The organism is Halomonas sp. TA22 (assembly GCF_013009075.1).
GTDB lineage: Bacteria > Pseudomonadota > Gammaproteobacteria > Pseudomonadales > Halomonadaceae > TA22.
In genome coordinates, this window is sequence record NZ_CP053108.1 from 35,395 (window position 1) to 56,680 (window position 21,286).

At 62.4% G+C, this 21,286-nt stretch carries 23 protein-coding genes and 1 pseudogene; 13 read left to right on the plus strand and 11 right to left on the minus strand.

The genetic code is table 11. The annotated features are described in order from the left end of the window. Positions 1 to 22 precede the first annotated feature (22 nt). The 4 genes and pseudogenes from HJD22_RS00175 to HJD22_RS17720 form a co-directional block, all read left to right on the plus strand. Positions 23 to 499, plus strand: coding sequence for a tripartite tricarboxylate transporter TctB family protein (locus tag HJD22_RS00175; protein ID WP_208653910.1), 477 nt, complete (start codon positions 23 to 25; stop codon positions 497 to 499). A gap of 15 nt (positions 500 to 514) precedes the next feature. Then, complete coding sequence (locus tag HJD22_RS00180) at positions 515 to 2,017, plus strand: tripartite tricarboxylate transporter permease (protein WP_208653909.1); 1,503 nt, start codon at positions 515 to 517, stop codon at positions 2,015 to 2,017. 55 nt (positions 2,018 to 2,072) lie between these two features. After that, the gene (locus HJD22_RS00185; protein ID WP_248730033.1) at positions 2,073 to 2,753 is read left to right on the plus strand and encodes an HAD family hydrolase; all 681 of its coding nucleotides are present in this window, start codon (positions 2,073 to 2,075) and stop codon (positions 2,751 to 2,753) included. Positions 2,754 to 2,916: 163 nt separating this feature from the next. After that, positions 2,917 to 3,051 (plus strand): annotated as a pseudogene (locus HJD22_RS17720) (cytochrome o ubiquinol oxidase subunit III); the annotation flags it as partial. A gap of 19 nt (positions 3,052 to 3,070) precedes the next feature. On the opposite strand, the gene HJD22_RS00190 reads toward HJD22_RS17720, so the two are convergent. The 6 genes from HJD22_RS00190 to HJD22_RS00210 all read right to left on the minus strand — a co-directional run bounded on the left by HJD22_RS00190 (position 3,071) and on the right by HJD22_RS00210 (position 7,022). Next, a complete protein-coding gene (locus HJD22_RS00190; protein ID WP_208653907.1) occupies positions 3,071 to 4,375 on the minus strand; it encodes a TRAP transporter large permease in 1,305 nt (434 codons plus the stop codon). 39 nt (positions 4,376 to 4,414) lie between these two features. Then, positions 4,415 to 4,978, minus strand: coding sequence for a TRAP transporter small permease (locus tag HJD22_RS00195; RefSeq protein ID WP_208653906.1), 564 nt, complete (start codon positions 4,976 to 4,978; stop codon positions 4,415 to 4,417). 85 nt (positions 4,979 to 5,063) lie between these two features. Beyond that, on the minus strand, positions 5,064 to 6,053 hold the full coding sequence (locus tag HJD22_RS00200) for a TRAP transporter substrate-binding protein (RefSeq protein WP_208653905.1): 990 nt from the start codon (positions 6,051 to 6,053) through the stop codon (positions 5,064 to 5,066). A 43-nt stretch (positions 6,054 to 6,096) separates the two neighbouring features. Next, positions 6,097 to 6,246, minus strand: coding sequence for a hypothetical protein (locus tag HJD22_RS17725; RefSeq protein ID WP_248730034.1), 150 nt, complete (start codon positions 6,244 to 6,246; stop codon positions 6,097 to 6,099). Positions 6,247 to 6,254: 8 nt separating this feature from the next. Next, complete coding sequence (locus tag HJD22_RS17730; RefSeq protein ID WP_248730035.1) at positions 6,255 to 6,539, minus strand: LysR family transcriptional regulator; 285 nt, start codon at positions 6,537 to 6,539, stop codon at positions 6,255 to 6,257. A gap of 48 nt (positions 6,540 to 6,587) precedes the next feature. Further along, the gene (locus tag HJD22_RS00210) at positions 6,588 to 7,022 is read right to left on the minus strand and encodes a VOC family protein (RefSeq protein ID WP_208653904.1); all 435 of its coding nucleotides are present in this window, start codon (positions 7,020 to 7,022) and stop codon (positions 6,588 to 6,590) included. A 209-nt stretch (positions 7,023 to 7,231) separates the two neighbouring features. On the opposite strand from HJD22_RS00210, the gene HJD22_RS00215 reads away from it, so the two are divergent. The 3 genes from HJD22_RS00215 to HJD22_RS00225 are packed head-to-tail and all read left to right on the plus strand — an operon-like array spanning position 7,232 to position 9,614. Further along, positions 7,232 to 7,984 carry a 5-oxoprolinase subunit PxpA gene (locus HJD22_RS00215; protein ID WP_208653903.1) on the plus strand — a complete coding sequence of 251 codons (753 nt, stop codon included), beginning with the start codon at positions 7,232 to 7,234 and terminating at the stop codon, positions 7,982 to 7,984. Then, entirely contained in the window at positions 7,981 to 8,682 is a 702-nt protein-coding gene (locus tag HJD22_RS00220; protein ID WP_208653902.1) for an allophanate hydrolase subunit 1, read from the plus strand. Before HJD22_RS00215 ends, HJD22_RS00220 begins: the two co-directional genes overlap by 4 nt. Beyond that, complete coding sequence (locus tag HJD22_RS00225) at positions 8,679 to 9,614, plus strand: biotin-dependent carboxyltransferase family protein (RefSeq protein ID WP_208653901.1); 936 nt, start codon at positions 8,679 to 8,681, stop codon at positions 9,612 to 9,614. Before HJD22_RS00220 ends, HJD22_RS00225 begins: the two co-directional genes overlap by 4 nt. A 25-nt stretch (positions 9,615 to 9,639) precedes the next feature. Here HJD22_RS00225 and HJD22_RS00230 read toward each other — a convergent pair whose 3' ends face one another. Further along, complete coding sequence (locus HJD22_RS00230; RefSeq protein WP_208653900.1) at positions 9,640 to 9,855, minus strand: hypothetical protein; 216 nt, start codon at positions 9,853 to 9,855, stop codon at positions 9,640 to 9,642. A 134-nt stretch (positions 9,856 to 9,989) separates the two neighbouring features. On the opposite strand from HJD22_RS00230, the gene HJD22_RS00235 reads away from it, so the two are divergent. Next, positions 9,990 to 10,790 (plus strand): TlpA disulfide reductase family protein, encoded by an 801-nt coding sequence (locus HJD22_RS00235; RefSeq protein WP_208653899.1) that lies wholly within the window; start codon positions 9,990 to 9,992, stop codon positions 10,788 to 10,790. A gap of 9 nt (positions 10,791 to 10,799) precedes the next feature. On the opposite strand, the gene ntrC is transcribed toward HJD22_RS00235, so the two are convergent. From ntrC to glnA, 4 genes are all read right to left on the minus strand, one after another. Continuing rightward, positions 10,800 to 12,209 (minus strand): nitrogen regulation protein NR(I), encoded by a 1,410-nt coding sequence (gene ntrC, locus HJD22_RS00240; RefSeq protein WP_208653898.1) that lies wholly within the window; start codon positions 12,207 to 12,209, stop codon positions 10,800 to 10,802. A 58-nt stretch (positions 12,210 to 12,267) separates the two neighbouring features. After that, the gene (gene glnL, locus HJD22_RS00245; protein ID WP_208653897.1) at positions 12,268 to 13,308 is read right to left on the minus strand and encodes a nitrogen regulation protein NR(II); all 1,041 of its coding nucleotides are present in this window, start codon (positions 13,306 to 13,308) and stop codon (positions 12,268 to 12,270) included. A gap of 239 nt (positions 13,309 to 13,547) precedes the next feature. Continuing rightward, on the minus strand, positions 13,548 to 14,132 hold the full coding sequence (locus tag HJD22_RS00250; RefSeq protein ID WP_208653896.1) for a DUF4124 domain-containing protein: 585 nt from the start codon (positions 14,130 to 14,132) through the stop codon (positions 13,548 to 13,550). 158 nt (positions 14,133 to 14,290) lie between these two features. Next, positions 14,291 to 15,697 carry a glutamate--ammonia ligase gene (gene glnA / locus HJD22_RS00255; protein ID WP_208653895.1) on the minus strand — a complete coding sequence of 469 codons (1,407 nt, stop codon included), beginning with the start codon at positions 15,695 to 15,697 and terminating at the stop codon, positions 14,291 to 14,293. Positions 15,698 to 16,282: 585 nt separating this feature from the next. On the opposite strand from glnA, the gene HJD22_RS00260 reads away from it, so the two are divergent. The 5 genes from HJD22_RS00260 (at position 16,283) to HJD22_RS00280 (ending at position 21,114) form a co-directional block, all read left to right on the plus strand. Beyond that, positions 16,283 to 16,834 carry a hypothetical protein gene (locus HJD22_RS00260; RefSeq protein WP_208653894.1) on the plus strand — a complete coding sequence of 184 codons (552 nt, stop codon included), beginning with the start codon at positions 16,283 to 16,285 and terminating at the stop codon, positions 16,832 to 16,834. 105 nt (positions 16,835 to 16,939) lie between these two features. Continuing rightward, positions 16,940 to 17,947, plus strand: coding sequence for a polysaccharide deacetylase family protein (locus HJD22_RS00265; protein WP_208653893.1), 1,008 nt, complete (start codon positions 16,940 to 16,942; stop codon positions 17,945 to 17,947). A gap of 187 nt (positions 17,948 to 18,134) precedes the next feature. After that, positions 18,135 to 18,584 carry a hypothetical protein gene (locus HJD22_RS00270; protein WP_208653892.1) on the plus strand — a complete coding sequence of 150 codons (450 nt, stop codon included), beginning with the start codon at positions 18,135 to 18,137 and terminating at the stop codon, positions 18,582 to 18,584. Between the two features lies 1 nt (position 18,585). Then, complete coding sequence (locus HJD22_RS00275) at positions 18,586 to 20,097, plus strand: tripartite tricarboxylate transporter permease (RefSeq protein WP_208653891.1); 1,512 nt, start codon at positions 18,586 to 18,588, stop codon at positions 20,095 to 20,097. Positions 20,098 to 20,145: 48 nt separating this feature from the next. Beyond that, a complete protein-coding gene (locus HJD22_RS00280) occupies positions 20,146 to 21,114 on the plus strand; it encodes a tripartite tricarboxylate transporter substrate binding protein (RefSeq protein WP_208653890.1) in 969 nt (322 codons plus the stop codon). Positions 21,115 to 21,286: the final 172 nt, after the last annotated feature.

Genomic DNA, 21,286 nt, shown 5'->3' on the forward strand with positions numbered 1-21,286 from the left:
CCCTCGCGCCTTGGAGTCTTGCATGAACAAGCGATTCGAACGAGTCCAGGCGGGTGAGAAGCTATTCGACTGGTTGCTCTGTCTCTTCAGTATCGGGGTGCTCATCGAGGCCTACCGTATCGATGGTGCCTTCAGGCTCAACTCCGGCGGCTCCTTTCCGACCGGGCTGGCCCTGATCATGCTGGCCGCCTCGGCGGTCATTCTGGTCAGCCACCGCCGCAAGCGGCGCGATCCCGAGATCACCTCGTTCACTCAGGAAACCAAGGTGTTCCTCAAGGAGCACTTCAAGCCACACATCGTGGTCTTCTCGCTCGTGTCGATGGCCTACCTGGCCGCCATCAACTGGTTCAGCTTCTTCGTCAGCACCTTCATCTTCCTGGCGGTGCTCTTCATCTACTACCGCGGTGGCAAGATACTCAGCTCGCTGGTCATCACCGGCGTGGCCATCGCGGTGATCTATGTGCTGTTCACCATGGTATTCCGCGTCTATCTTCCCTGACCTTCGAGGCACCCAATGAGTGATACGCTCTCCTATCTGCTCATGGCCTGGCTGGACCCGGGCCTGCTTGGCCTGACGGCACTCGGCGTCCTGGCCGGCATCTACATCGGTGCGATACCGGGTCTCTCCGTGACCATGGCCGTCTCGATCCTGATCTCCTTTACCTTCTCGTGGAACATCGACAGTGCCCTGGCGCTGATGGTGGGAATCTACGTGGGCGGGGTCTACGGCGGCTCGCGCACCGCCATCCTGCTCAACATTCCCGGTGCTCCATCGGCGGTGACCACGGCCTTCGACGGCTACCCCCTGGCCCTGCGTGGCGAAGCGGGTCGCGCCATCGGCCTGAGCACCATCATGTCGGTGATCGGCGGGCTGATCGGGGTGGCGGTACTCGCCGGCACCGCGCCCTACCTCTCGGATCTCGCGCTGCAGTTCGCCCCTCGTGACTACTTCCTGATCGCCATACTCGGCCTGCTGCTGGTCAGCTCGCTCTCCGGCAAGTCGTTGGCGCGCGGCATCTTCGCCGTGGCACTGGGTGCCATCATCGGCCTGGTGGGCATGGATCCGATCACCGCCCAAGGACGCCTGACGCTTGGCAACATGGAGCTGCTCGGCGGCATTCACTACGTGGTGGTGATGATCGGGCTGTTCGGGGTGGCCGAGGCGTTCTATCAGCTGCATAACATGACCAAGGTCCCGGTCAAGCAGAAGGTCAGCAAGATCCTGCCGCCGCTGAGCATGGTGCTGAAGTTCCTGCCGCTCTCGATTCGCACCTCATTGATCGGGGTCGTGGTCGGCGCGCTCCCTGGCACCGGCGGCGACATCGCCTCGCTGTTCGCCTACGACCACGCCAAGCGCACGGTCAAGAATCCCAGCAGTCCGTTCGGCGAAGGCGCCTACGAGGGGCTGGTGGCCCCGGAGACTGCCAACAATGCCGCGGTCGGCGGCGCCTACGTGCCGATGCTGACGCTAGGCATGCCGGGTGACGCCGTGACGGCGGTGATCATCGGGGCGCTGGTGATTCACGGCCTCAATCCCGGCCCGATGCTGATGATCGAGACGCCGCATATCTTCTGGTTCACCGTCGGCAACCTGGCGCTGGCCAACATCTTCCTGCTGGTCTTCGGCCTGACCGGCATCAAGATCTTTTCCAAGATCGTCGAGGTGCCCAAGGCGATACTGATCCCGCTGATCCTGGTGCTGTGTGTGGTGGGGACCTACTCGATCAACAGCAATATGATGGAAGTCTACTGGATGCTCGGCTTCGGCATACTCGGCTACTGGCTCAAGGTATTCGGTTTCCAGATGGGGCCGATCATCCTCGGTGTGATCCTTGGCCCGCTGCTGGACGAATCCTACCGCCAGGCGATGTCCTCGGTCGGCGACAATGCCACCAGTTTCCTCTCGGCATTGGTCACCAACCCCTTGTCGCTCATATTGACCAGCGTGATCGTGCTGGTGCTGCTCGGCAATACGCCACTCAAGGGGTGGATCAAGGCAAGAGTGGGACGCAGCTAACGGGAGAGCCTGCCCCTCCGCCATGGTGGGGCGAGGCATTATCTGGAGCCCTGATGTGACGGTCTTTCCCCCCTTTCATGCCTTGGTATTCGATTTCGACGGCGTGATCCTCGACTCGGCGAGCCTCAAGCGCGAGGCGTTCGCCGCGCTATACGATGATTACCCGAGCGCCGATCGGCAGGCGATTCGCGCCTATCTGGGCCGCCGTGGCGGCCAACCCCGCGAGGTCAAGTTCCGGCACATCGAAGGACATATCCTGGGACGAAGCGTGAGCGACAAGGATATCGCCGAGCTGTGCCGACGCTTCAAGCACTCCGTCGAGGCACGCATCCTCGAGGCACCCGAGATCGCCGGCGCCCGCGCGTTCCTGGAACGCTGGCATGGCCGCCTGCCGCTCTATCTGCTCTCCGCCACGCCCGAGGCGGAGCTGCGTGACATCGTCGAAAAACGTCAACTGGCCCCGCGCTTCGATGAGGTGATCGGCGCACCGCCGGACAAGGTGACCGGCATGCGCAACCTCCTGGCTCGCCGCGGCCACGCTGCGCGCCATACGGTGATGATCGGCGACTCCTACAACGACTACCGCACCGCCAGCGGCAATGGCACCCGCTTCGTGGGCATTGCCGCTGACCTAGCGATCTCCCCCTTCCCCGCCGATGTGATCACCAGCTGCGATCTTGACGGGCTGGAGCGTGCCCTGCACGCCCTGGCACAAGGGAGCGCGCAAGAACCGTAATTGCCGCCCGGTATCCACCTCTTCCTGCAACAGCTCGGCTGCGCCGTCCTGACGCACCAGCCCCGCCCCTACGGCAAACATCACTTTTCCGGCAAATGCTAATGGATAATTTTTAGCAGGCTAAATATTATCCATTCACAAGTGTGCTGCCTAGCTCCTGCCCCGGGTACGCCAGCTCAACCTCTGGCTGTGCGTCACCTTCGCGCTGGGCGCGGCCTTCATCGCCATGGAGCTCTACGAGCTCCATCACCTAATCGGCGAGGGCTTCGGCCCTCAGCGCAGCGCCTTCCTGTCGTCCTGCTCGCTCATTGCTCCTGTCAGCGCGACATCGCCTGGGGCAGGTAGAGCGCGATCTCCGGGAACCAGTACATCAGCGCAATCGAGAGCAGCATCAGCAGGAAGAACGGTAGCGTCGCCTTGGTGATGGTGAGGATATCCTTGCCGGTCAGCCCCTGGATGACGAACAGGTTGAAGCCCACCGGTGGCGTGATCTGCGACATCTCGACCACGATCACCAGATAGATACCGAACCAGATCAGGTCGAAGCCCGCAGCGCTAACCAGCGGCATGATGATCGCCGTGACCAGCAGGATCAGCGAAATCCCGTCGAGGAAGCAGCCCATCACCAGCAGCAGCAGGGTGAGCGCGACCAACAGCAGCATGGGCGACAGCCCCAGCTCGCCAATCGCCCGGGCGAGCTGCATCGGCACCTGGGTGAAGCCCATCGCCGAGGTCAGAAACGAGGCCCCGGCGATGATGAAAGCGATCATGCAGGCGGTGCGTACCGCCGCGAACAGCGATTCGCGGAAGATGGCGAGACCGAAGCTGCCGTTCCACCGGGCGATTGCCATCGACAGCACCACCCCCACCGCGGCGGCCTCGGTGGGCGAGGCCAGCCCGCCATAGATCGAGGTGATGATGCCGCCGATCAGCAGCAGGATCGGCACCAGCGCCAAGGTGTTGCGCAGCTTCTCGCCGATCGGCATCGAGGACTCGTCCTGGCCGGTGAGCCCATCGCGATTACCCTTGAGCAGCGCCCAGACGATCAGGTAGCTCATGAACAGCGCAAGGATCATCAGTCCCGGACCGATGCCGGCCATGAACAGGCGCGAGATCGACTGTTCGGTGACCACGCCGTAAACGATCAGCACGATCGACGGCGGAATCAGCAGCCCCAGAGTCGAGGCGCTGGCCAGGGTGCCGATCGCCATGTTGCTGTCGTAACCGCGCCGCTCGAGCTCCGGCAGGGTCATCTTGCCGACGGTGGCGCAAGTCGCGGCCGAGGAGCCGCAAACGGCGGCGAACATGCCGCTGCCGATGATGTTGGTGTGCAGCAGCCGCCCGGGAAGGCGGTTGAGCCAGGGCGAGAGGCCGCGGAACATGTTGTCGGCAAGTCCCGAGCGGAACAGGATCTCGCCCATCCAGATGAACATCGGCAGGGCAGTGAGATCCCAGCCGTAACTCGCGCTCCAGAAGTCCGAGGCGAGGATAGGCCCCGGCGAGAAGGGCGTGAAGAACTGCAGGGCGACCCAGGCGGTACCGATCAGCGCGAAGGCGATCCATACGCCGCTGCCGAGCAGCAGGGCCAGGGTAATGACGGTGGCCAGACTCAGTATCAGCACGTGAGTGTCTCCAAGAGGCGGTAGGGGCTGGAACAGGGCTCAGCGTGGCTCGGAATCGTCCACCGCCGCGGCTTCGCGGAAGCTCGATGGGTCGCGGATGGCGATGCGCAGGGTCATGAGCAGCGCTTCGACCAGCGCCAGGCACAGCAGAGCCACCCCGGTGGCCAACACGGTCTGGGGGATCCACAGCGGAATCGACAGAAATCCGGAGGAGACGTCGTTGTATTGCAGGCTCTCGCGAGCCAGCTCGATCAGGCCATAGCCGAGCAGCAGGCTGATCACCAGACCGATGAGCAGGGTGAACACCTCGAACCACGCCCGGATGGCCGAAGGCAGGCGCGAGATCAACAGCGTGACGCGGATATGGGCGTGGTGCACGAAGGTGTAGGCCAGGCCCAGAAAGGTGGCGCCCACCAGCAGATAGGCGGCGATTTCGGAGACCCCGGTGATGCTGAGGCCCAGGCGGCGCAGGCCGACCAGCACCAGCGCCGCATCCACCACGCGAAAGGTCACCTGCAGGGCGATCAGCGCGCAGATGATGATCATGCAGGCGGCCGCGCCCCAGGCGCCGAGGCGATAGAGCTTGTCGAATTTGAAGGTCATGACGCAGTCTCGCGGAGGGCTTGAGCGGGGAGGTGCGGTGGCTGACAGCCACCGCACCATCGGGTCACGGCAAGCGCGTCATGCCCTACTCGGCAGACGTCTGCGCGCGATACTCCTCCAGCACCTGCTTGGCCTCGTCACCGGCACGCTCTTGCCACTCCTCGTAGAGCGTATCGCCTGCGGCCTGCAGCGCTACGGCGACCTCCTCGTTGGACTCGGAGACGGTAATGCCGTTCTCCTCCAGCGCCTGGCGACTCGCCTCGCTGTCGTCGCGGCTCATCTGCCAGCCGCGCTCTTCGGCACGCGCGGCAGCGTCAAGCAGCGCCTCCTGGGTCGCCTCGTCGAGCCGGTCGAAGGAGCGCCGGTTGATGAAGATGATGTTCTTGGGTAGCCACAGGTTGGCATCGGTGAAGTGCGAAACGTAGTCCCAGGCGGTCATGGAGTTGCCGGTGGAGACGGAGGTGATCATGGCGTCCACGCGGCCGGTACTGAAGGCGGTGGGAATATCGGACTCCTCCGTCTCGGTGGGGTTGCCGCCGAGATTGCGCACGAAGCGCTGGGTATTGATGTTGGGCGCCCTGACTCGCAGTCCCTCGAACTGATCGGGGTCGCTCAGTTCGAAGTCGGTATAGATGCCCTGAGATGGCCAGGTCACCGCATACAGCGGCATCAAGCCCTCCGCGGCGAAAAGTTCGGTGATCAGTGGCTTGGTGGCCTGCCACAGCGCGAAGGCCTCCTCGTAGCTGCCCGCCACCCCTGGCAGGGTATCGACCTCGAAGATCGGATCGTCATTGGAGAGTACCGACATGAACACTTCGCCGGCGTCGATGGTGCCGCGACGCACGGAGGGCTTGATCTCGCCGTGCGCGACCAGCGAACCACCGCTATGCACATTGATGGTCAGCTCGCCATCTGTCGCCGCGGCGACATCCTCGGCAAACTGACGGGTATTCTGGGTGTGGAAGCTGGCATCGCCATAGGGAGTGGCCATGTTCCATTCGGCGGCCTGTGCCGTTGCCGCAGCGGCCAGAGAGCAGGCAGCGACCAGCAGCAGAGGAGAAAAGGGAGTGCGCATGGTGGTATTACCTCGTTATTGGTGTTGTAAGTTCAAACTGACATTACTCGGCGGAGGGTGAACCGCTCAGCCGGAACCAGGTGGCTTCAAGCTCAGCTACGGCCATCTGGACGGTACGTTCCTGCATGTAGTGTCTCGAACACTCCCTGGCGATGGCGGCCACGCCACGACAGAAGCGGGGGTGGTTGGCCACGCGCCATATCACGTCGTAGTGCATGGCCGGCAGTGGCCGTTCGAGCTCGATGCGCGAAAGCTCATGGCGACGCAATTCATCCGTTCGGCATGCACGAAGAACTCGCGGCCACGCATGGTCGGCTGTATCGGACGGGCTGAGCGCTCCAGGAGCAGCTCGCCCACCGTACTCTCCAGGCGCGAGATTCGCTCTGAAACCGACGGCTGGGTGAGGTGCAGGCGCACGGCGGCCTTGCGAAACGACCCCAACCGCACCGCCCACACGAAGGCCTCGAGTTCCTTGAAATCTAGCATGACGTCACGCCATGGCCCGCTCAGGCCATGGCTTGCAAGCCTTGGCCATCACTTCTTGAAGAGCTGCTCGTCCCGGTTCTTGAACGCCTTGAACTCCAGCGCATTGCCGGAGGGGTCGTAGAAGAACATGGTGGCCTGTTCGCCGGGCTCGCCCTTGAAGCGGATGTAAGGCTCGATCTCGAACGGCACATGGTGGGCGCGCAGCTTGTCGGCCAGCGCCTCCCAGGCCTCCATCTTGAGCACCACACCGAAATGGGGCACGGGAACCCCATGGCCATCGACCGGGTTCTTGTGATTCTCGACCGAGCTCTCTTTGAGCTTCGGATTCAAGTGACAAACGAACTGGTGACCGAAGAGGTTGAAATCTACCCAGCTTTCCGATGAACGCCCTTCAGGACAGCCAAGGAAATTGCCATAGAACTCTCGGGCTTCGTCGATATCTCTTACCTGAACGGCAAGATGGAACGGGTCGGATACGCTCATGGTCACTCCTTCGTTGAATTTATGTAAGACCATCTAAATAACTTGATAAGCCTCCCGCTTGTCACAGTCAACCGTTTTCCCGGTGCCTTTAGATTCGATCGGGCTGGCCGATTTTCAATATCGCCAAAAACGATTGGAACTTGCCGGAGCGCTTCTTATATTGTTAATCCACGATAAGAAAAACATGGCTTTGCCAAACAGGAGCAGCAATGTCCATTCCCCTATTGAATTGCGATATGGGCGAAAGCTTCGGCAACTGGACGATCGGCCTCGATGAAGCGGTCATGCCATTTGTCGATTGCGCCAATATCGCCTGCGGCTTCCACGCCTCTGACCCCCATGTGATGCGCCGCACCGTCGCGCTTGCTGTCGAACACCAAGTGAAAATCGGCGCTCACCCCGCCTACCCCGACCTGGTAGGCTTCGGCCGCCGCTCGATGGCCTGCTCCCCCGCCGAAGTCGAGGATATGGTGCTCTATCAGATCGGCGCGCTGGCCGGCATCTGCCAGGCCCAGGGATCCCAGCTGAGCTACGTCAAGCCGCATGGCGCGCTGTACAACGACATGGCCCGCGACCCACAGCTGCTCGAGGCGGTCATGCGTGCGGTCAGGCTCTACGACGCTTCGCTACCGCTGATGCTGATGTCCACCGCCGAACCCGAGCCGGTGCGACAACTAGCCGCCAGGGTGGGGATCGACATCTGGTTCGAGACGTTTGCCGACCGTGCCTACGATGCTGACGGCCATCTCGTCTCCCGCCGCTTGCCCGGTGCCGTGCACCACGACCAGAACGTGATCGTGGCGCAAGCCGTGAAGCTGGCCCGAGGCGAGCCGCTGCTGGCAAGCGACGGCAGCCTGCTGACCCTGCCTTCGGACAGCATCTGCGTGCATGGCGACAATGCCGAATCGGTGGCCTCGGTACAGGCGATCCGCCAGGCATTTGCCGAGCTCGACGGCGCGTGAAGGTACGCCTCGAAACCGCCGCCATGGATAACCTGATGGTACGGCTTTTCGATACCATCGACGAGGACAACATGCCGTGGATACTGGCCGCCGACAGCGCCTTGCGGGAGGCGCTCGGCGATACCCTGATCGATCTGGTGCCCTCTTACACTACGCTACTCGTCCATTACGACTGCCGGCAACTCTCTCATGGCGAGGCCAGGGCACGCATCGAACGCTCCCTCGAGGGGCTCACCCCTGCCGACACCAGCGAGGGGCAATGCCACGACGTACCGGTCTGGTACCACGAGAGCGTGGGGCCCGAGCTGCCCCGCCTGGCCAAGCGCATCGGGATCACCACCGATGAGCTGATCGCCCGCCACTGCGCTCACGACTACCATGTCTTCGCGCTGGGCTTCGCACCGGGCTACGCCTTCATGGGATTGGTCGAGGAGGCACTGGCCACTCCACGCCTCAAGACGCCACGCCAGAAGGTGGCCGCCGGCAGCGTGGGCATCGCCGACCGCCAGACGGCGATCTATCCGCTGCGCTCGCCGGGGGGGTGGAACATCCTCGGCCGCTCGCCGGTGGTGCTGTTCGATCGCACCCGGGGAGAGAGCCTGATGCGCCCCGGCGACCGGGTTCGCTTCACGGCCATTTCGCGCCACGAATTCGAAGCGCTGGGTGGCGACACCGCGCCGCTGGGAGAGCGCGGATGAGCGGCACTTCATTGATAGGCATGGTGGTCGAGCGCGCCGGCCCCCTCGCCCTGGTGCAGGATGGCGGCCGGCAAGGGGTTCGGCACATGGGCGTGACCCAAGGCGGCGCGGCCGACTGGATCTCGTTGGGCTGGGCCAACTGGCTGCTTGGCAACCCCGTCGGTAGCGCCGGGCTTGAGATCGTGCTCGGCGGCGGGCTGACCCTGCGCGTAGAGCGCCAAGCACGCCTGGCGCTTACCGGCGCGGACCTGGAAGCGACGCTGGATGACACCCCCCTCACCCCCGGCACCAGCTTCCAGGTGGTGCCGGGGCAGCGGCTCACCTTCCGCCAGCCGGTATTCGGGCTGCGCGCCTACCTGGCCTTTCCCGGCGGCCTTCACGCCCCCACGGTGCTGGACAGTGCATCCACCGTGGTACGTGAACAGCTGGGTGGCTTGCATGAGGATGGCAGCCCGCTGAAGGCGGGCGACGGCCTCGCCTGGCGAGGCGGCGAGACACCACAGCGCCACCTGCCAAGGGCCCCTTTCACCATGCCCTCACCAGGCGTGGCACTCTCTCTGGTACCTGGCTCGCAGATCGGCCGGTTCCCCGGTCACAGCCTGTTTCTGGCCTTCAACCGCACATGGCAGGTCGACAACCGCGCCGACCGCATGGGGGTCAGGCTGCTGGGCCCGATGCTGCGCAGCAAACAGCGCAGCATGGTCTCCGAAGGCATCCCGCTGGGGGCCGTTCAGGTGCCCCCCGACGGCCAGCCCATCGTGCTGCTCAACGACCGCCAGACGATCGGTGGCTACCCGCGGCTCGGTGCATTGACCCCCGAGGCCTGCGCCAGCCTGGCGCAATGCTTGCCAGGACATGAGGTAAGGCTACGCGCCATCACCCCTTCGCAGGCCCGCGAAAGGCATTTGCGCCTGCTGGCGGCCTGGCAATGACCGCGGGTTCGTGCTCGACGTTCAGTCACTCGCCGCGAGATACCTTGCGCTGCTTGTTGCGACGATAGAGCCGCACCAGGGCGATAGCCAGCGCCGATGCAATCATCAGTGCCAGTGTCATGCCCTGCCAGGGCCGGGCGGCATCGCCCAGCACGGTTTCCAGAGTAATGATCGCGATGAACCCCAGCGCCTGACTGGCAATGGCCAGGGCACGCAGCGTATCGAAGGCAGGCTTGGCCATGCAGGCTCCCCAACGTCTATGGCTTACGGCAGGCAATCAGGTGACAGCCCAAGGCCGTAACAGTAGGCTTGGAGCCTAGTGTAACGCGGCCAGCCTCGGCCGCCGAGCCCGTCACAGTGGAGCCCCGATACCCAATGGATGCGATTGCCCTCGGCCCGGTCCTGATTTCGCTACCTCGGCTGTATACCTTTGCCGCGGCCTTGACGCTGTTACTGGTAAGCCTCGCCCTGCTCGGCCTGCCGCGCAGTACCCATGCGCGCTGGTTCAACACCCTGCTGATCGTCTGGTTGCTGGGTGCACGTCTAGGCCACGTGTTCACCCATTTCGAGGCCTATGCCGCCGCACCACTGGATATCGTCAAGCTCTGGCAACCCGGTTACCACGGGCTGTGGGGGCTACTGGCGGCGCTGATCTGGACCGGCTGGGCGCTGCGCGAGCATCTGCTCAAGATGGTCAGCGCCATGGGCTTGCTGATCGGGGTCTCGGCGCTGTGGCTGGCCCTGGTCACCCTTGCCCCGCTGGGCAGCGGTGCCGCCCTGCAGGAGCTGCCCGACCTGACGCTTGAGAACCTCGACGGCGAATCGATCAACCTGCGCGAGCTGACCGGCGAGCGGGTACTGATCAACCTCTGGGCCACCTGGTGCCCGCCCTGCCTGCGCGAGATGCCGCTACTGGCCGAGGCCGACCAGCGTGACGACGTGGCCGTGGTGATCGTCAACCAGGGCGAGGATCTTCTCCAGGCGGCCCGTTACCTTGACGAGCAGGGTCTCGATTTTCGCTATGCGCTGCTCGATCCTCGCCAAGAGCTGATGGTGCTCACCGAGTCGCCCGGCCTGCCCACCACTCTGCTGTTCGACACCAACGGCCGGGTACTTGAGCAGCATGTCGGTGAGCTGTCGCGTGCCCAGCTCGACAGCTGGCTATCGAGACACTGACGGCAGCCCTCAATCTTCCGCCAGCGCCGGCAGCAGCACCTTGACCTTGCGGGTCAGGGTGTTGCGCCCCCAGCCCAGCAGCTCCGCCGCCTCGCCCTTGCGCCCCCCGGTGTGCTTCAGCGCCGTCTCGATCAGGATGCGTTCGAAATCCGGCACCGCCTCCTCCAGCAGGTGGGTATGGCCGGCCGCCAGGGCGCGATCGGCCCAGTCGCGGAAGGCCGCGCGCCAGTCACCGGAGGCACTCTCGGTGCCTTCGGTGCTGCGCAGCTCCGGCGGCAGGTCGTCGACCAGGATCTCGCGTCCGGAGGCCATCACCGTCAGCCAGCGGCAGGTATTCTCCAGCTGGCGCACGTTGCCCGGCCAGGGCATGCGGGTCAGGTGCTGTTCGGCCTCCTTGGTCAGCACCTTGCCTTCGGTGGAGAGCTCGCGGGCGGCCTCGGCCAGGAAGTGCTGGGCTAGGCGCGGAATGTCCTCGCGGCGCTCGGAGAGACGCGGCAGGTGGATACGGATCACGTTGAGGCGGTGGAAGAGGTCCTCGCGAAAGCGCCCATCCTGGACCAGCGACTCGAGGTTCTGGTGGGTGGCAGCGATGATACGCACGTCGGCTCTGACCGAGACATGTCCCCCCACACGGTAGAACTCGCCATCGGCCAGCACGCGCAGCAGGCGTGTCTGGGTATCCGGCGGCATGTCGCCGATCTCGTCGAGGAAAAGGGTTCCCCCATCGGCCTGCTCGAAACGTCCGCGGCGTTGGGCGGTGGCGCCAGTGAAGGCGCCCTTCTCGTGGCCGAACAGCTCGGACTCCATGAGATCCTTGGGGATCGCCGCCATGTTGAGCGCGATGAACGGCTTGCCGGAGCGCGGGCTGTGCTGATGCAGCGCCTGGGCCACCCGCTCCTTGCCGGTCCCCGACTCGCCGTTGATCAGCACGGTGATGTGCGACTGGGCCAGGCGCCCAATGGCGCGGAACACCTCCTGCATGGCCGGCGCCTCGCCGATGATCTCCGCCGACAGCCCCTCCGGTGCCACCGCCGGACTCTGCCGCTCGCGGGCATGGGCCACGGCGCGGCGCACCAGTGCCAGCGCCTCGTCGACATCGAATGGCTTGGGCAGGTATTCGAAGGCGCCGCCCTGATAGGAAGCCACCGCACTGTCGAGGTCCGAGTGCGCGGTCATCACGATCACCGGCAGGTCGGGATGCGCCTCGCGCACTTTGGCCATCAGGTCCAGGCCATCGAGCCCGGGCATGCGGATGTCGGTCACCAACACATCGGGAGGCCGCTTGATCAGGCTATCCAGCGCGCTGTCGGCGCGCTCGAAACTCTCCACCTCGAGATCCGGCTGCGCCAGGGCGCGCTCCAGTACCCAGCGAATGGCACGGTCGTCGTCGACGATAACGATACGCGCGGGATCAGTCATGCGGGCCTCCTGCGGGCGTCAAGATAGGTAATGGCGAGATAGCGAATGGCGCTGGACATCAGGTGACCTCCAGCGGCGTGAGCAGGCGAAATTCGGTACGCCCAGGTTCTGAGTCGCACTCGATCAATCCATGATGTTGATACAGTATCGACTGGGCGATGGAGAGTCCCAAACCGCTGCCTTCGGCGCGTCCAGAGACCATCGGATAGAACAGGGTCTCGCGCAGCGCAGGGGGAATACCCGGCCCGTTGTCGATGATTGCCACTTCGCAGACCAGCCGATGGCGATCGGCCCCCAGGGTGAACTGGCGACGGGCGCGGGTGCGAAACACCAGCTGCGGGGCCTCGGTGCCGCTCTCGGTCATCGCCTCGACCGCATTGCGCGCCACATTGAGCACCGCCTGGATCATGCGCGGCTCATCACCGATCAAGTCGGGCAGGCTGGGGTCGTAGTCGCGCACGATCTCGACACTGCTCTGCTCGGCGATCAACAGGGTGCGTACTCGCTCGAGCACACGGTGAACGTTGAGCGGTGCATGGCGCGCCACTTGATTGGGTCCAAGCATGCGATCGACCAGATCGCGCAGCCGGTCGGCCTCCTCGACGATGATGCGGGTGAACTCGACGAGCTGGGGGTTGGGCAGGTCGCGCTCAAGAAGTTGTGCCGCGCCTCGAATTCCCCCCAGGGGATTCTTGATTTCGTGGGCGAGTCCTCGGGTCAGGGTCTTGATCGTCTCCTGGCGCGCCACCAATGCCTCTTCGCGGGAGATTCGCAGCAGCCGGTCACGCGGCTCGATCTCGAGCAGCAGCTCATCGTCTGAAAGCGGCGTCACGGTAAAGTCGACGGTAATGGTCTCGCCCCCCGGCACCGGCAGCAGCGCCTCACGCTGGGTGAAGGGATGAAACTCGACACGCGCCTTGATCAGCACCTCAGCCACCGCGCCATCGATCCCCTCCAGCGTCTCCAGGCGCGTCCCCTGGACTCGGCCAAGACTCACCGCCAGCAGCGCCTCGGCGGCGGGGTTCATCCACCTCAAACGCAGGGTACCGTCGAGCAGCAGCACCGCCGTGGTCAGATGTTCCAGCAATCGTTGATACATGGTGCAGCCCACACTCGCGATTTTCACTATTCATGTGCAAGAAGCGCGCCAAGCGGCTCAATGCGTGGCACTGACGTTCCAGGGGGGTGCAGAAACCCTGAACGCACTATTTTGGTGCTTAAGCGGGGAGAAGGGCAATCATTGGAGTGCAAATGTGACTTCATCACCGTCATTACATCGCCGAGGTTCAGTGCCAAGAAGCGAGGTCAATGAAGTGGGCGAAGACAACAGGGGAGAGGCTAGTTGGGGTTATTGGGGTTATTGGGGTTCTGCGGCAGGTTGACGCTGGCACGCTGCACGTAGAGGGTCACGGGCGCACTGCGATGGCGCACCTGGCCGCGACCATCAAGTAGTTCAGCCTCGAGAATGTGCTCGCCACGATCCAGATTGGTGAGCATGAAGACATCGCTATGTAGTGCCGATTGGCTCACCTGATCGTTCACCAGCAGCCGGATCTGATGATCGTCGCGTAGCGCAGGCTCGATACCCACTTGCACCTGGACGTTACCAGCATGCCCGGTCTGCAGCGTCTCTTCGTTGCGGGGAGTCACGATACGAAAGCTGGAGTATGGCATGAATGGGGCCGATACCGCGCCCTGCCGAGAGGCGGCGGGCGCCTGTAGCTGTGCCGGCGCTGGACGCAATTCCGGCTGGCGTGTCGGGATCACCGTCAGCGGATTGAGCTCGATGCGCTCGCCACCTTGCCTGGGCTGGTCGCTGAAGATCACGTTACCCTGGGCATCGGTGGAGCGATAGATGGACGTCGCCTGAGATACCACCGGGCAGATCAGCATCACGAGTATCACGAGCATACGTATCGACATCACCGCTCCTTGCGGAAAGGCCATGGAAAAGGCGGCATGAGCGCCAGGCAAGAACAGATATGGCCATGTGTCATATCAAGATGAATAGTGACACGCAAAAAAGGGTTCCGCCATGGCGGAACCCTTTGCTACTGCCGTCTCGTACTGGCTGCGACGTATCAGCAGCTGTAGTACATGTCGAACTCGATGGGGTGGGTGGTCATGCGCATGCGCTCCACGTCCTCGCCCTTGAGCTCGATGTAGGCATCGATCATGTCGTCGGTGAACACGCCACCCTCGGTGAGGAAGGCACGATCCTTGTCCAGTGCATCCAGCGCCTGGTCGAGGCTGACGGCCACGGTCGGCACCTTCTTGCCCTCTTCCGGCGGCAGGTCATAGAGGTTCTTGTCCATGGCATCGCCAGGATGAATCTTGTTCTTGATGCCGTCGATACCGGCCATCAACATCGCCGAGAATGCCAGGTAGGGATTGGCGGTCGGATCGGGGAAGCGACACTCGACACGCTTGCCCTTGGGGCTCGCGGTGTAAGGGATACGGATGGAGGCGGAGCGGTTACGCGCACTGTAGGCGAGCATGACCGGCGCTTCGAAGCCTGGCACCAGACGCTTGTAGGAGTTGGTAGAAGCGTTGGTGAAGGCGTTCAGGGCACGTGCATGCTTGATGATGCCGCCGATATAGTAGAGCGCCATTTCCGACAGGCCCGCGTACTGGTCGCCGGCGAACTGGTTGGCACCATCCTTCCAGAACGACTGGTGTACGTGCATACCGGAACCGTTGTCACCCACCAGCGGCTTGGGCATGAAGGTCGCAGTCTTGCCGTAGGCATGAGCCACGTTGTGGATGACGTACTTCATTTCCTGAACTTCGTCGGCCTTCTTCACCAGGGTGTTGAACTTGACGCCGATCTCGTTCTGGCCGGCGTTAGCCACTTCGTGGTGATGCACTTCGACGCTCTGGCCGATCGCTTCCAGGGTGTTGCACATCGCGCTGCGGATGTCATGAAAGCTATCCACTGGCGGAACCGGGAAGTAGCCGCCCTTGACGCGCGGACGGTGGGCCAGGTTGCCTCCTTCGACGGCACGGTCGGTCGACCAGGCACCCTCTTCGGAGGAGATCTTGTACATGGCGCCTTCGATGTCGGCCTTCCAGTGCACTTCGTCGAAGATGAAGAATTCGGGCTCCGGGCCGAAGAAGGCGGTGTCGCCAAGGCCAGTGGACTGCAGATAGGCTTCGGCACGCTTGGCGATGGAGCGAGGATCGCGTTCGTAGCCCTGCATGGTGGCAGGTTCGATGATGTCGCAGCGCAGCACCAAGGTGGCATCTTCGGTGAACGGGTCGAGGAAGGCGGTACCGTCTTCCGGACGCAGGATCATGTCGGACTCGTTGATGCCCTTCCAGCCCTCAATGGAGGAACCATCGAACATCTGACCGTTTTCGAAGAATTCCTCGTCGACAGTGCGAGCCGGAATCGTAACGTGCTGCTCCTTGCCCTTGGTGTCGGTAAAGCGCAGATCAACCCATTTGATGTCGTGTTCTTCAATCAGGGCGAGGGTCTTCTCAGACATGATGTCCTCCACTATATGAGCATTTTGCTCGAATCGTTGGCTTGCGTGTCCAGCACCGTTTTTAGCATGCCCCGGCAACATTGCCCATGGCAGCATTAACGAATGGATACTTTTACACTCTGCACTCTTTAATGCAGACAACGTGCCAAAATGGCGCAAGACCATGGAAACTAAAAGCTAAATATATGAAATATTAATGTTTTTTAGCCATGTCAAGATCGATATAAGTCCATAACCATGCCGCAAAATGGTGCTCACTACCTTCCAAAGCACCTCAAAAGTGCATAAAAAATCATGAATGATCCTTATTGGTGCAAGATTGCCATGTCACTTCTCACTTGAAGCAGCATGGTGCTCCCCATGATTGCCACAGGAGAATCGGACTCAATCGCAGCATGGCTAAAATCATCAATGTAAACCATTGATACTTTGACACACCGAAACGATACTCTTAATTACAAATCGGGAGACCGCTCTGTTTTCCCTCGCTACCCATGCAAGCACTCGTCATCAGACCGACAGGAAATGTAAATGGCCATCGCTTCCAGGTCTTGTGTAGAGCACGACCAAGGGACAAGCGCATCGATGGATGCCTACTTTGTCATTATCGATTCTCACTGGATGGCATCTCGTTTGCCTCGCAGCCTGGCCATGCTGCAAAACGCCACCAGTAGCTATCCAGGCATCATCGAAGTACAAGTCGTCGCCATCAGCGAGAACACTTATCTCTCCTCCCTGAGTCGACGCTACGGCGCTCGCTTTTCCACGATTGCGCTTCCCTCGATAGGCGCACGCAGCAATGAGATCGCTCGGCGCAGCCGAGGACGCCACCTGGTCTTCGCTACCCCCCGCGCCAGGCTGAGCAATGACTGGATCATCAAAGCCGACCAGTGGCTGAGCAAAACTTCCTGGGATGCAGTGATCCTACGCCCGAAGCGGAAGATCGCCACACAAGGCCTGACACGCGGCTTGAGACGACTGTGGCCGATGCCGCCACGCCCCGGCGTGTTGTGTGTCGCTTATGAATGGTTCGAGCGGATCGGCGGCTTTGACCCTGCCCTTGACGATACCGCGCATCAGGATCTCGTGACGCGCCTGCGCGCCTGCCAGGCACGCGTTCTCGAGCTGGAATTATAAATGTCATAAGCCGCTATAATAGGATGGCGCCTTATAAGGAAACACTGGCAAGGAATGCCATCCCGCGGATGCACGAAAGGGGCATGCCCCGGGAAAGGAGGCTTGATGAAAGGAGAGGGATTGGTCAGGGATATCGCGCAACGCCTGCGCGGTCATTGGCGACGCAGCTTGGCGGAGCCGCTCCAGGGCCGCAGCGCCATTCTGGTACTGCATCGTGTGCTGCCTGACGAGGAGGCGGCCCGCTTGCCACACCGGGCCCCTTATTGCCTGGGGCCGGAGAGCTTCCATCATCTGCTGATGAGCCTGGTGGAAGTGTCGCGGATCGTCAGCTTGAACACCGCCCTCAAACCCCATCACGATCCTCAGGCATGTATCGCGCTGACCTTCGACGATGGCTGGCGAGACAATGCCGAGGTTGCCGCCCCGTTACTGGATCACTATGCCCTGCCCGCCAGCATCTTCGTGACCACCGGCCTGCTGGGCCGCCCACGGGGCTTCTGGTGGGAGGTGATCGGCGAGGGTCTTTGGTCACGCCAAAACCCTGAGCGCATTCGTGATGCCTTGGGCGACAATGGCCTGCCGCTGCCACCGATGCCGCCGCCTCACCCCGACCACGCTTACAGCAGTGCGCTGCTTGGGTACATGACGCAACTGCGCCAAGCCGACCCCATCCTGCTCAACCAGGTCGCAGAAACACTTCACGCGCTTCTCGATCAGCCACCTCACGGTCTCGATCCCTTCAGCGTCAGACGCTTGGAAAACGGCGGTCTGATGCGCTTCGGGGCGCATGGGGTATTGCCGGAGTCGCTTGAGCCACTCAGTGATGAACGCATCTGCTGGCATATCCGCCGCTCGAGAGAGGATCTCAAGCGGCTCTGCCACTCTCCTCTGGAGGCATTCGCGTTTCCTGACAGCACGCCTTCGCCTCGCCTCAGACGCCTGGCCCACCGCTGCGGTGTGCAGCTCGCCCTGGCCGGCAGCGGCGGCTGGTTGACTCCCGACCAGGACCCTCTGGCCATTCCGCGCATTCCAATCAGCCAGCCAGTGGCACAAAGCCCTGGGCGGCTCTACGACTGGTTGCTGGGCCGCTGGCAAGCGCCGTCCGCAAACTGACCCCATTCCGTTTAAATTTCGTAGACTCTTCTCCTTGAGGCGACGAAATCATCCCGATAGTTTTGCAGGGCGCTTAACTAAATAACGAATAATTATAGGTGCTCGTGATTCAGCGTCTCAGCCACCCTTCGCCCATGTACTCCTTATCGCTGCGCAGCACCAGCCGACGGATCGGGACAGCCTCAACATGATACGCATGAATTTCTGGTCAGGGTTAGGTGTCAGCCTGCTCGCTCTTGTGCTACTCGCTTGGATAATCCCTCTCTATGGTGGCAGTGGCGCCGCCTTCGGTCTGCCTCCACAGCTGCTCGCCACACTCGGCGCCTGGCTGATGCTCGGTTGCGCGCTTGCACTCACAGTGCTGAGCGGTATTCAGTTACGTCGCTCGCAAGAACCTCTGTTCAACATGCCGGGCGCAGAGCAGCTCTGGCAACTCCTCTGGCCGTTCCTGTACGTGCTGACATTCATCCTGCTGTCGATCCTCCTCCCTCTGACTTACATCGCTCCCCTGCTGATCGGCGCCCTGCTCCTGATCCTTGGCGAGCGACGCTGGTACGTGCTGACGTTGAGCGCCATGTTACCGACGGCGGGACTCTATGTGCTAACCGTCTATCTGATGCGTATCGGGGTGGTGTGAGATGATTGGATTTGATGCGATTCTCAATGCCTTCGTTGCCGCCCTGGGCTTCAATGCCATCATGGTAGTGCTGGGCGGGGTGGTACTGGGCTATTTGGTGGGTGTGATTCCCGGTCTTAACCGCTCGGTGGCGATCGCCATCGCCATCCCGCTGACCTTCTACATGTCCGCCTACGCCGCCATTGCCTTTCTTATCGGTCTCTCCAAGGGAACCGCTGCCGGCAGTGCCGTCTCGGCGATTCTGCTCAACACCCCAGGCGAGGCCTCCTCGGCGGCGACCTGTCTTGATGGCTACCCCATGGCGCGGGCAGGGAAGCCGCGCAAGGCGCTCAAGATCGGCCTGCTCGCCTCGGTGATCGGCGACCTGCTGGCCACCCTGCTGCTGATCGCCGTCGCGATTCCCTTCGCCGCCGTGGCGCTCAAGTTCGGCCCTTACGAACTCACCGCCATCCTGCTATTCGCCCTGGTCTTCATCGCCGGCATGGCGGGGGGCTCCTTCCTCAAGGGACTGGCCGCCGGCGGTATGGGCATCATTCTCGGCACGGTGGGGCTAGACCCGGAAACCGGCGCCATGCGGTTGACGTTCGGCTTCGCCGAGCTGATGGAGGGGGTCCCGATCCTGCCGTTGGTGATCGGCACCCTGGCACTGTCGGAGATGTTCGTGCAGCTCGATCACTATCGCCGCAATCGCGACGAGAAGCCGATAGGCCTCGGCAAGGACCGCAAACAGGATGACTTGAGCTGGCAGGAGTTCAAGACCATCCTGCCGACCATTCTTCGCGGCACCGGCATCGGCGCCTTCGTGGGCGCCCTGCCGGGCCTTGGCCCATCGGTGGGCTCGTTCATGTCCTATGGCCTGGCCAAGCGCTCGGCCAAGGATCCCGAGAGCTTCGGCAAGGGCAACCCACGAGGCATCGCCGCCTCGGAATCGGCCGACAATGCGGTGATCCCCGCAAGCTACATCCCGCTCTTCGGTCTGGGCATTCCCGGCAGCGTCTCGGCGGCGCTGCTGGTGGGTGCCTTCATGATCCACGGCATTCAGGTCGGCCCGTTGATGCTGCGCGACCATCCGGAAATGCTCTTCACGCTGTTCTCGGGAATGATCGTGGCCAGTATCCTGATGCTTGGCGTAGGCTGGTATGGCCTGCGGTTGTTCGCCAAGGTCACCAGCGTACCGTCGCATATCGTGATCCCAGTGGTGATCTTCCTGTGCTTGGCCGGCATTCAGGTCCAAGGCTACGGTACCTTCGGCATGCTGGTGGTATTCGGCTTTGCCCTGTTTGGCTACTTCCTCAAGAAATTTGACTACTCCTTCGTGACCTTCCTGGTGGCGTTCATCGTCACCCCGATGCTCGAGATGAACCTGCGTCAGTCGATCATCCTGTCGGGAGGCGAGATCTCGATTCTGCTGCAGCGCCCCATCGCCCTTACCTTCTGCATCGCTACCGTGCTGATGGCCCTTCACCTGAGCTGGAGTGGTTATCGCAAGCGAGCGGAGCTACGTGCCGCTTGAGGGCCCCTTTCAACCGCCATTAACGACAATCAACAAGAGGACTACACCATGCGAATGAAACTGCTTACCACGGCGGTAATTTCCGCCACCATGAGCCTGGGCATCGCCGGGCAACTCCAGGCCGACGATTTCCCCAGCCAGCCGCTGTCCATGGTGGTCGGCTTCGGCGCTGGCGGCAGTACCGACATTCAGGCCCGGGTGCTCGCCAATGTGCTGGAAGAGGAGCTGGGACAGCCGGTCAATGTCGTCAACCAGCCCGGCGCCGGCGGTGCCGTCGCCCTGGCACGCCTGGCCAACAATCGTGACGAAGGCTATACCTTTGCCTTCGGTACCTCCAGTACGGTGACCTTCGGCCCGCATGCCACCGAAACCAGCTTCGCGCTGGACGACTTCCGTTATGTCGCCGGCATTACCGTCGGCCAGGCCGCGATCGTCACCGGCGAAGATCGTCCCTTCAGCGCCAGCTGGGAAGAGGTGGTCGAGTATGCACGTGAGAACCCCGGTACCAGCTACGCCACCCAGACCGCGCTGGACCGGCTGGTCATCGAATACATCGCCAAGCAGGAGGAGCTCGATCTGCGCATCGTGCCAACTTCTGGCGGCGCCGGCATGGCGCCGCTGATCCTCTCCGGCGATGTCGACTTCGGCTATAGCGGCGGCACTCACTCCGGCTACGCCGAAACCGGCGAGATGCCAGTGCTGCTCGGCCTGGACAATGAACGCCTGGTGGCCTTCCCGGACGCCCCCTCGCTGCGCGAAGCCGGCTATGACATCAATACCGGCGAGATTCGCGTCATCATGGTGCCGAGCAATACCCCCGACAGCCATGTCGAGCGCTTGGCCGAAGCGCTGGAAGCTGCCACCCAGGATGAGCGCTTCATCGAGATCACCGAAGAGCGGATCCTGATGCCGGTGACCTATGTTCCCGAAGATGAGGTGACCGAGAGGCTCAACGAACAGTCCGAGGGCTACCGCACGCTGCTCGAGGAGATGGGTGGCGTTCCCGACGACGCGTAAACCACCCACGCTCACTCGAATACCGCGCAATCGCTGGGCAAATGCCCGTCCGAAGCAGGGGCGGGCATTTTTTATGCAGATCATGACGCTTCCAGGCCGTTGAATTAGCAGGATACGCGACGAAAGGTGCAGATTTCTGGCCACAATGCTGGTAGGGGTTGCGAGCTAGATA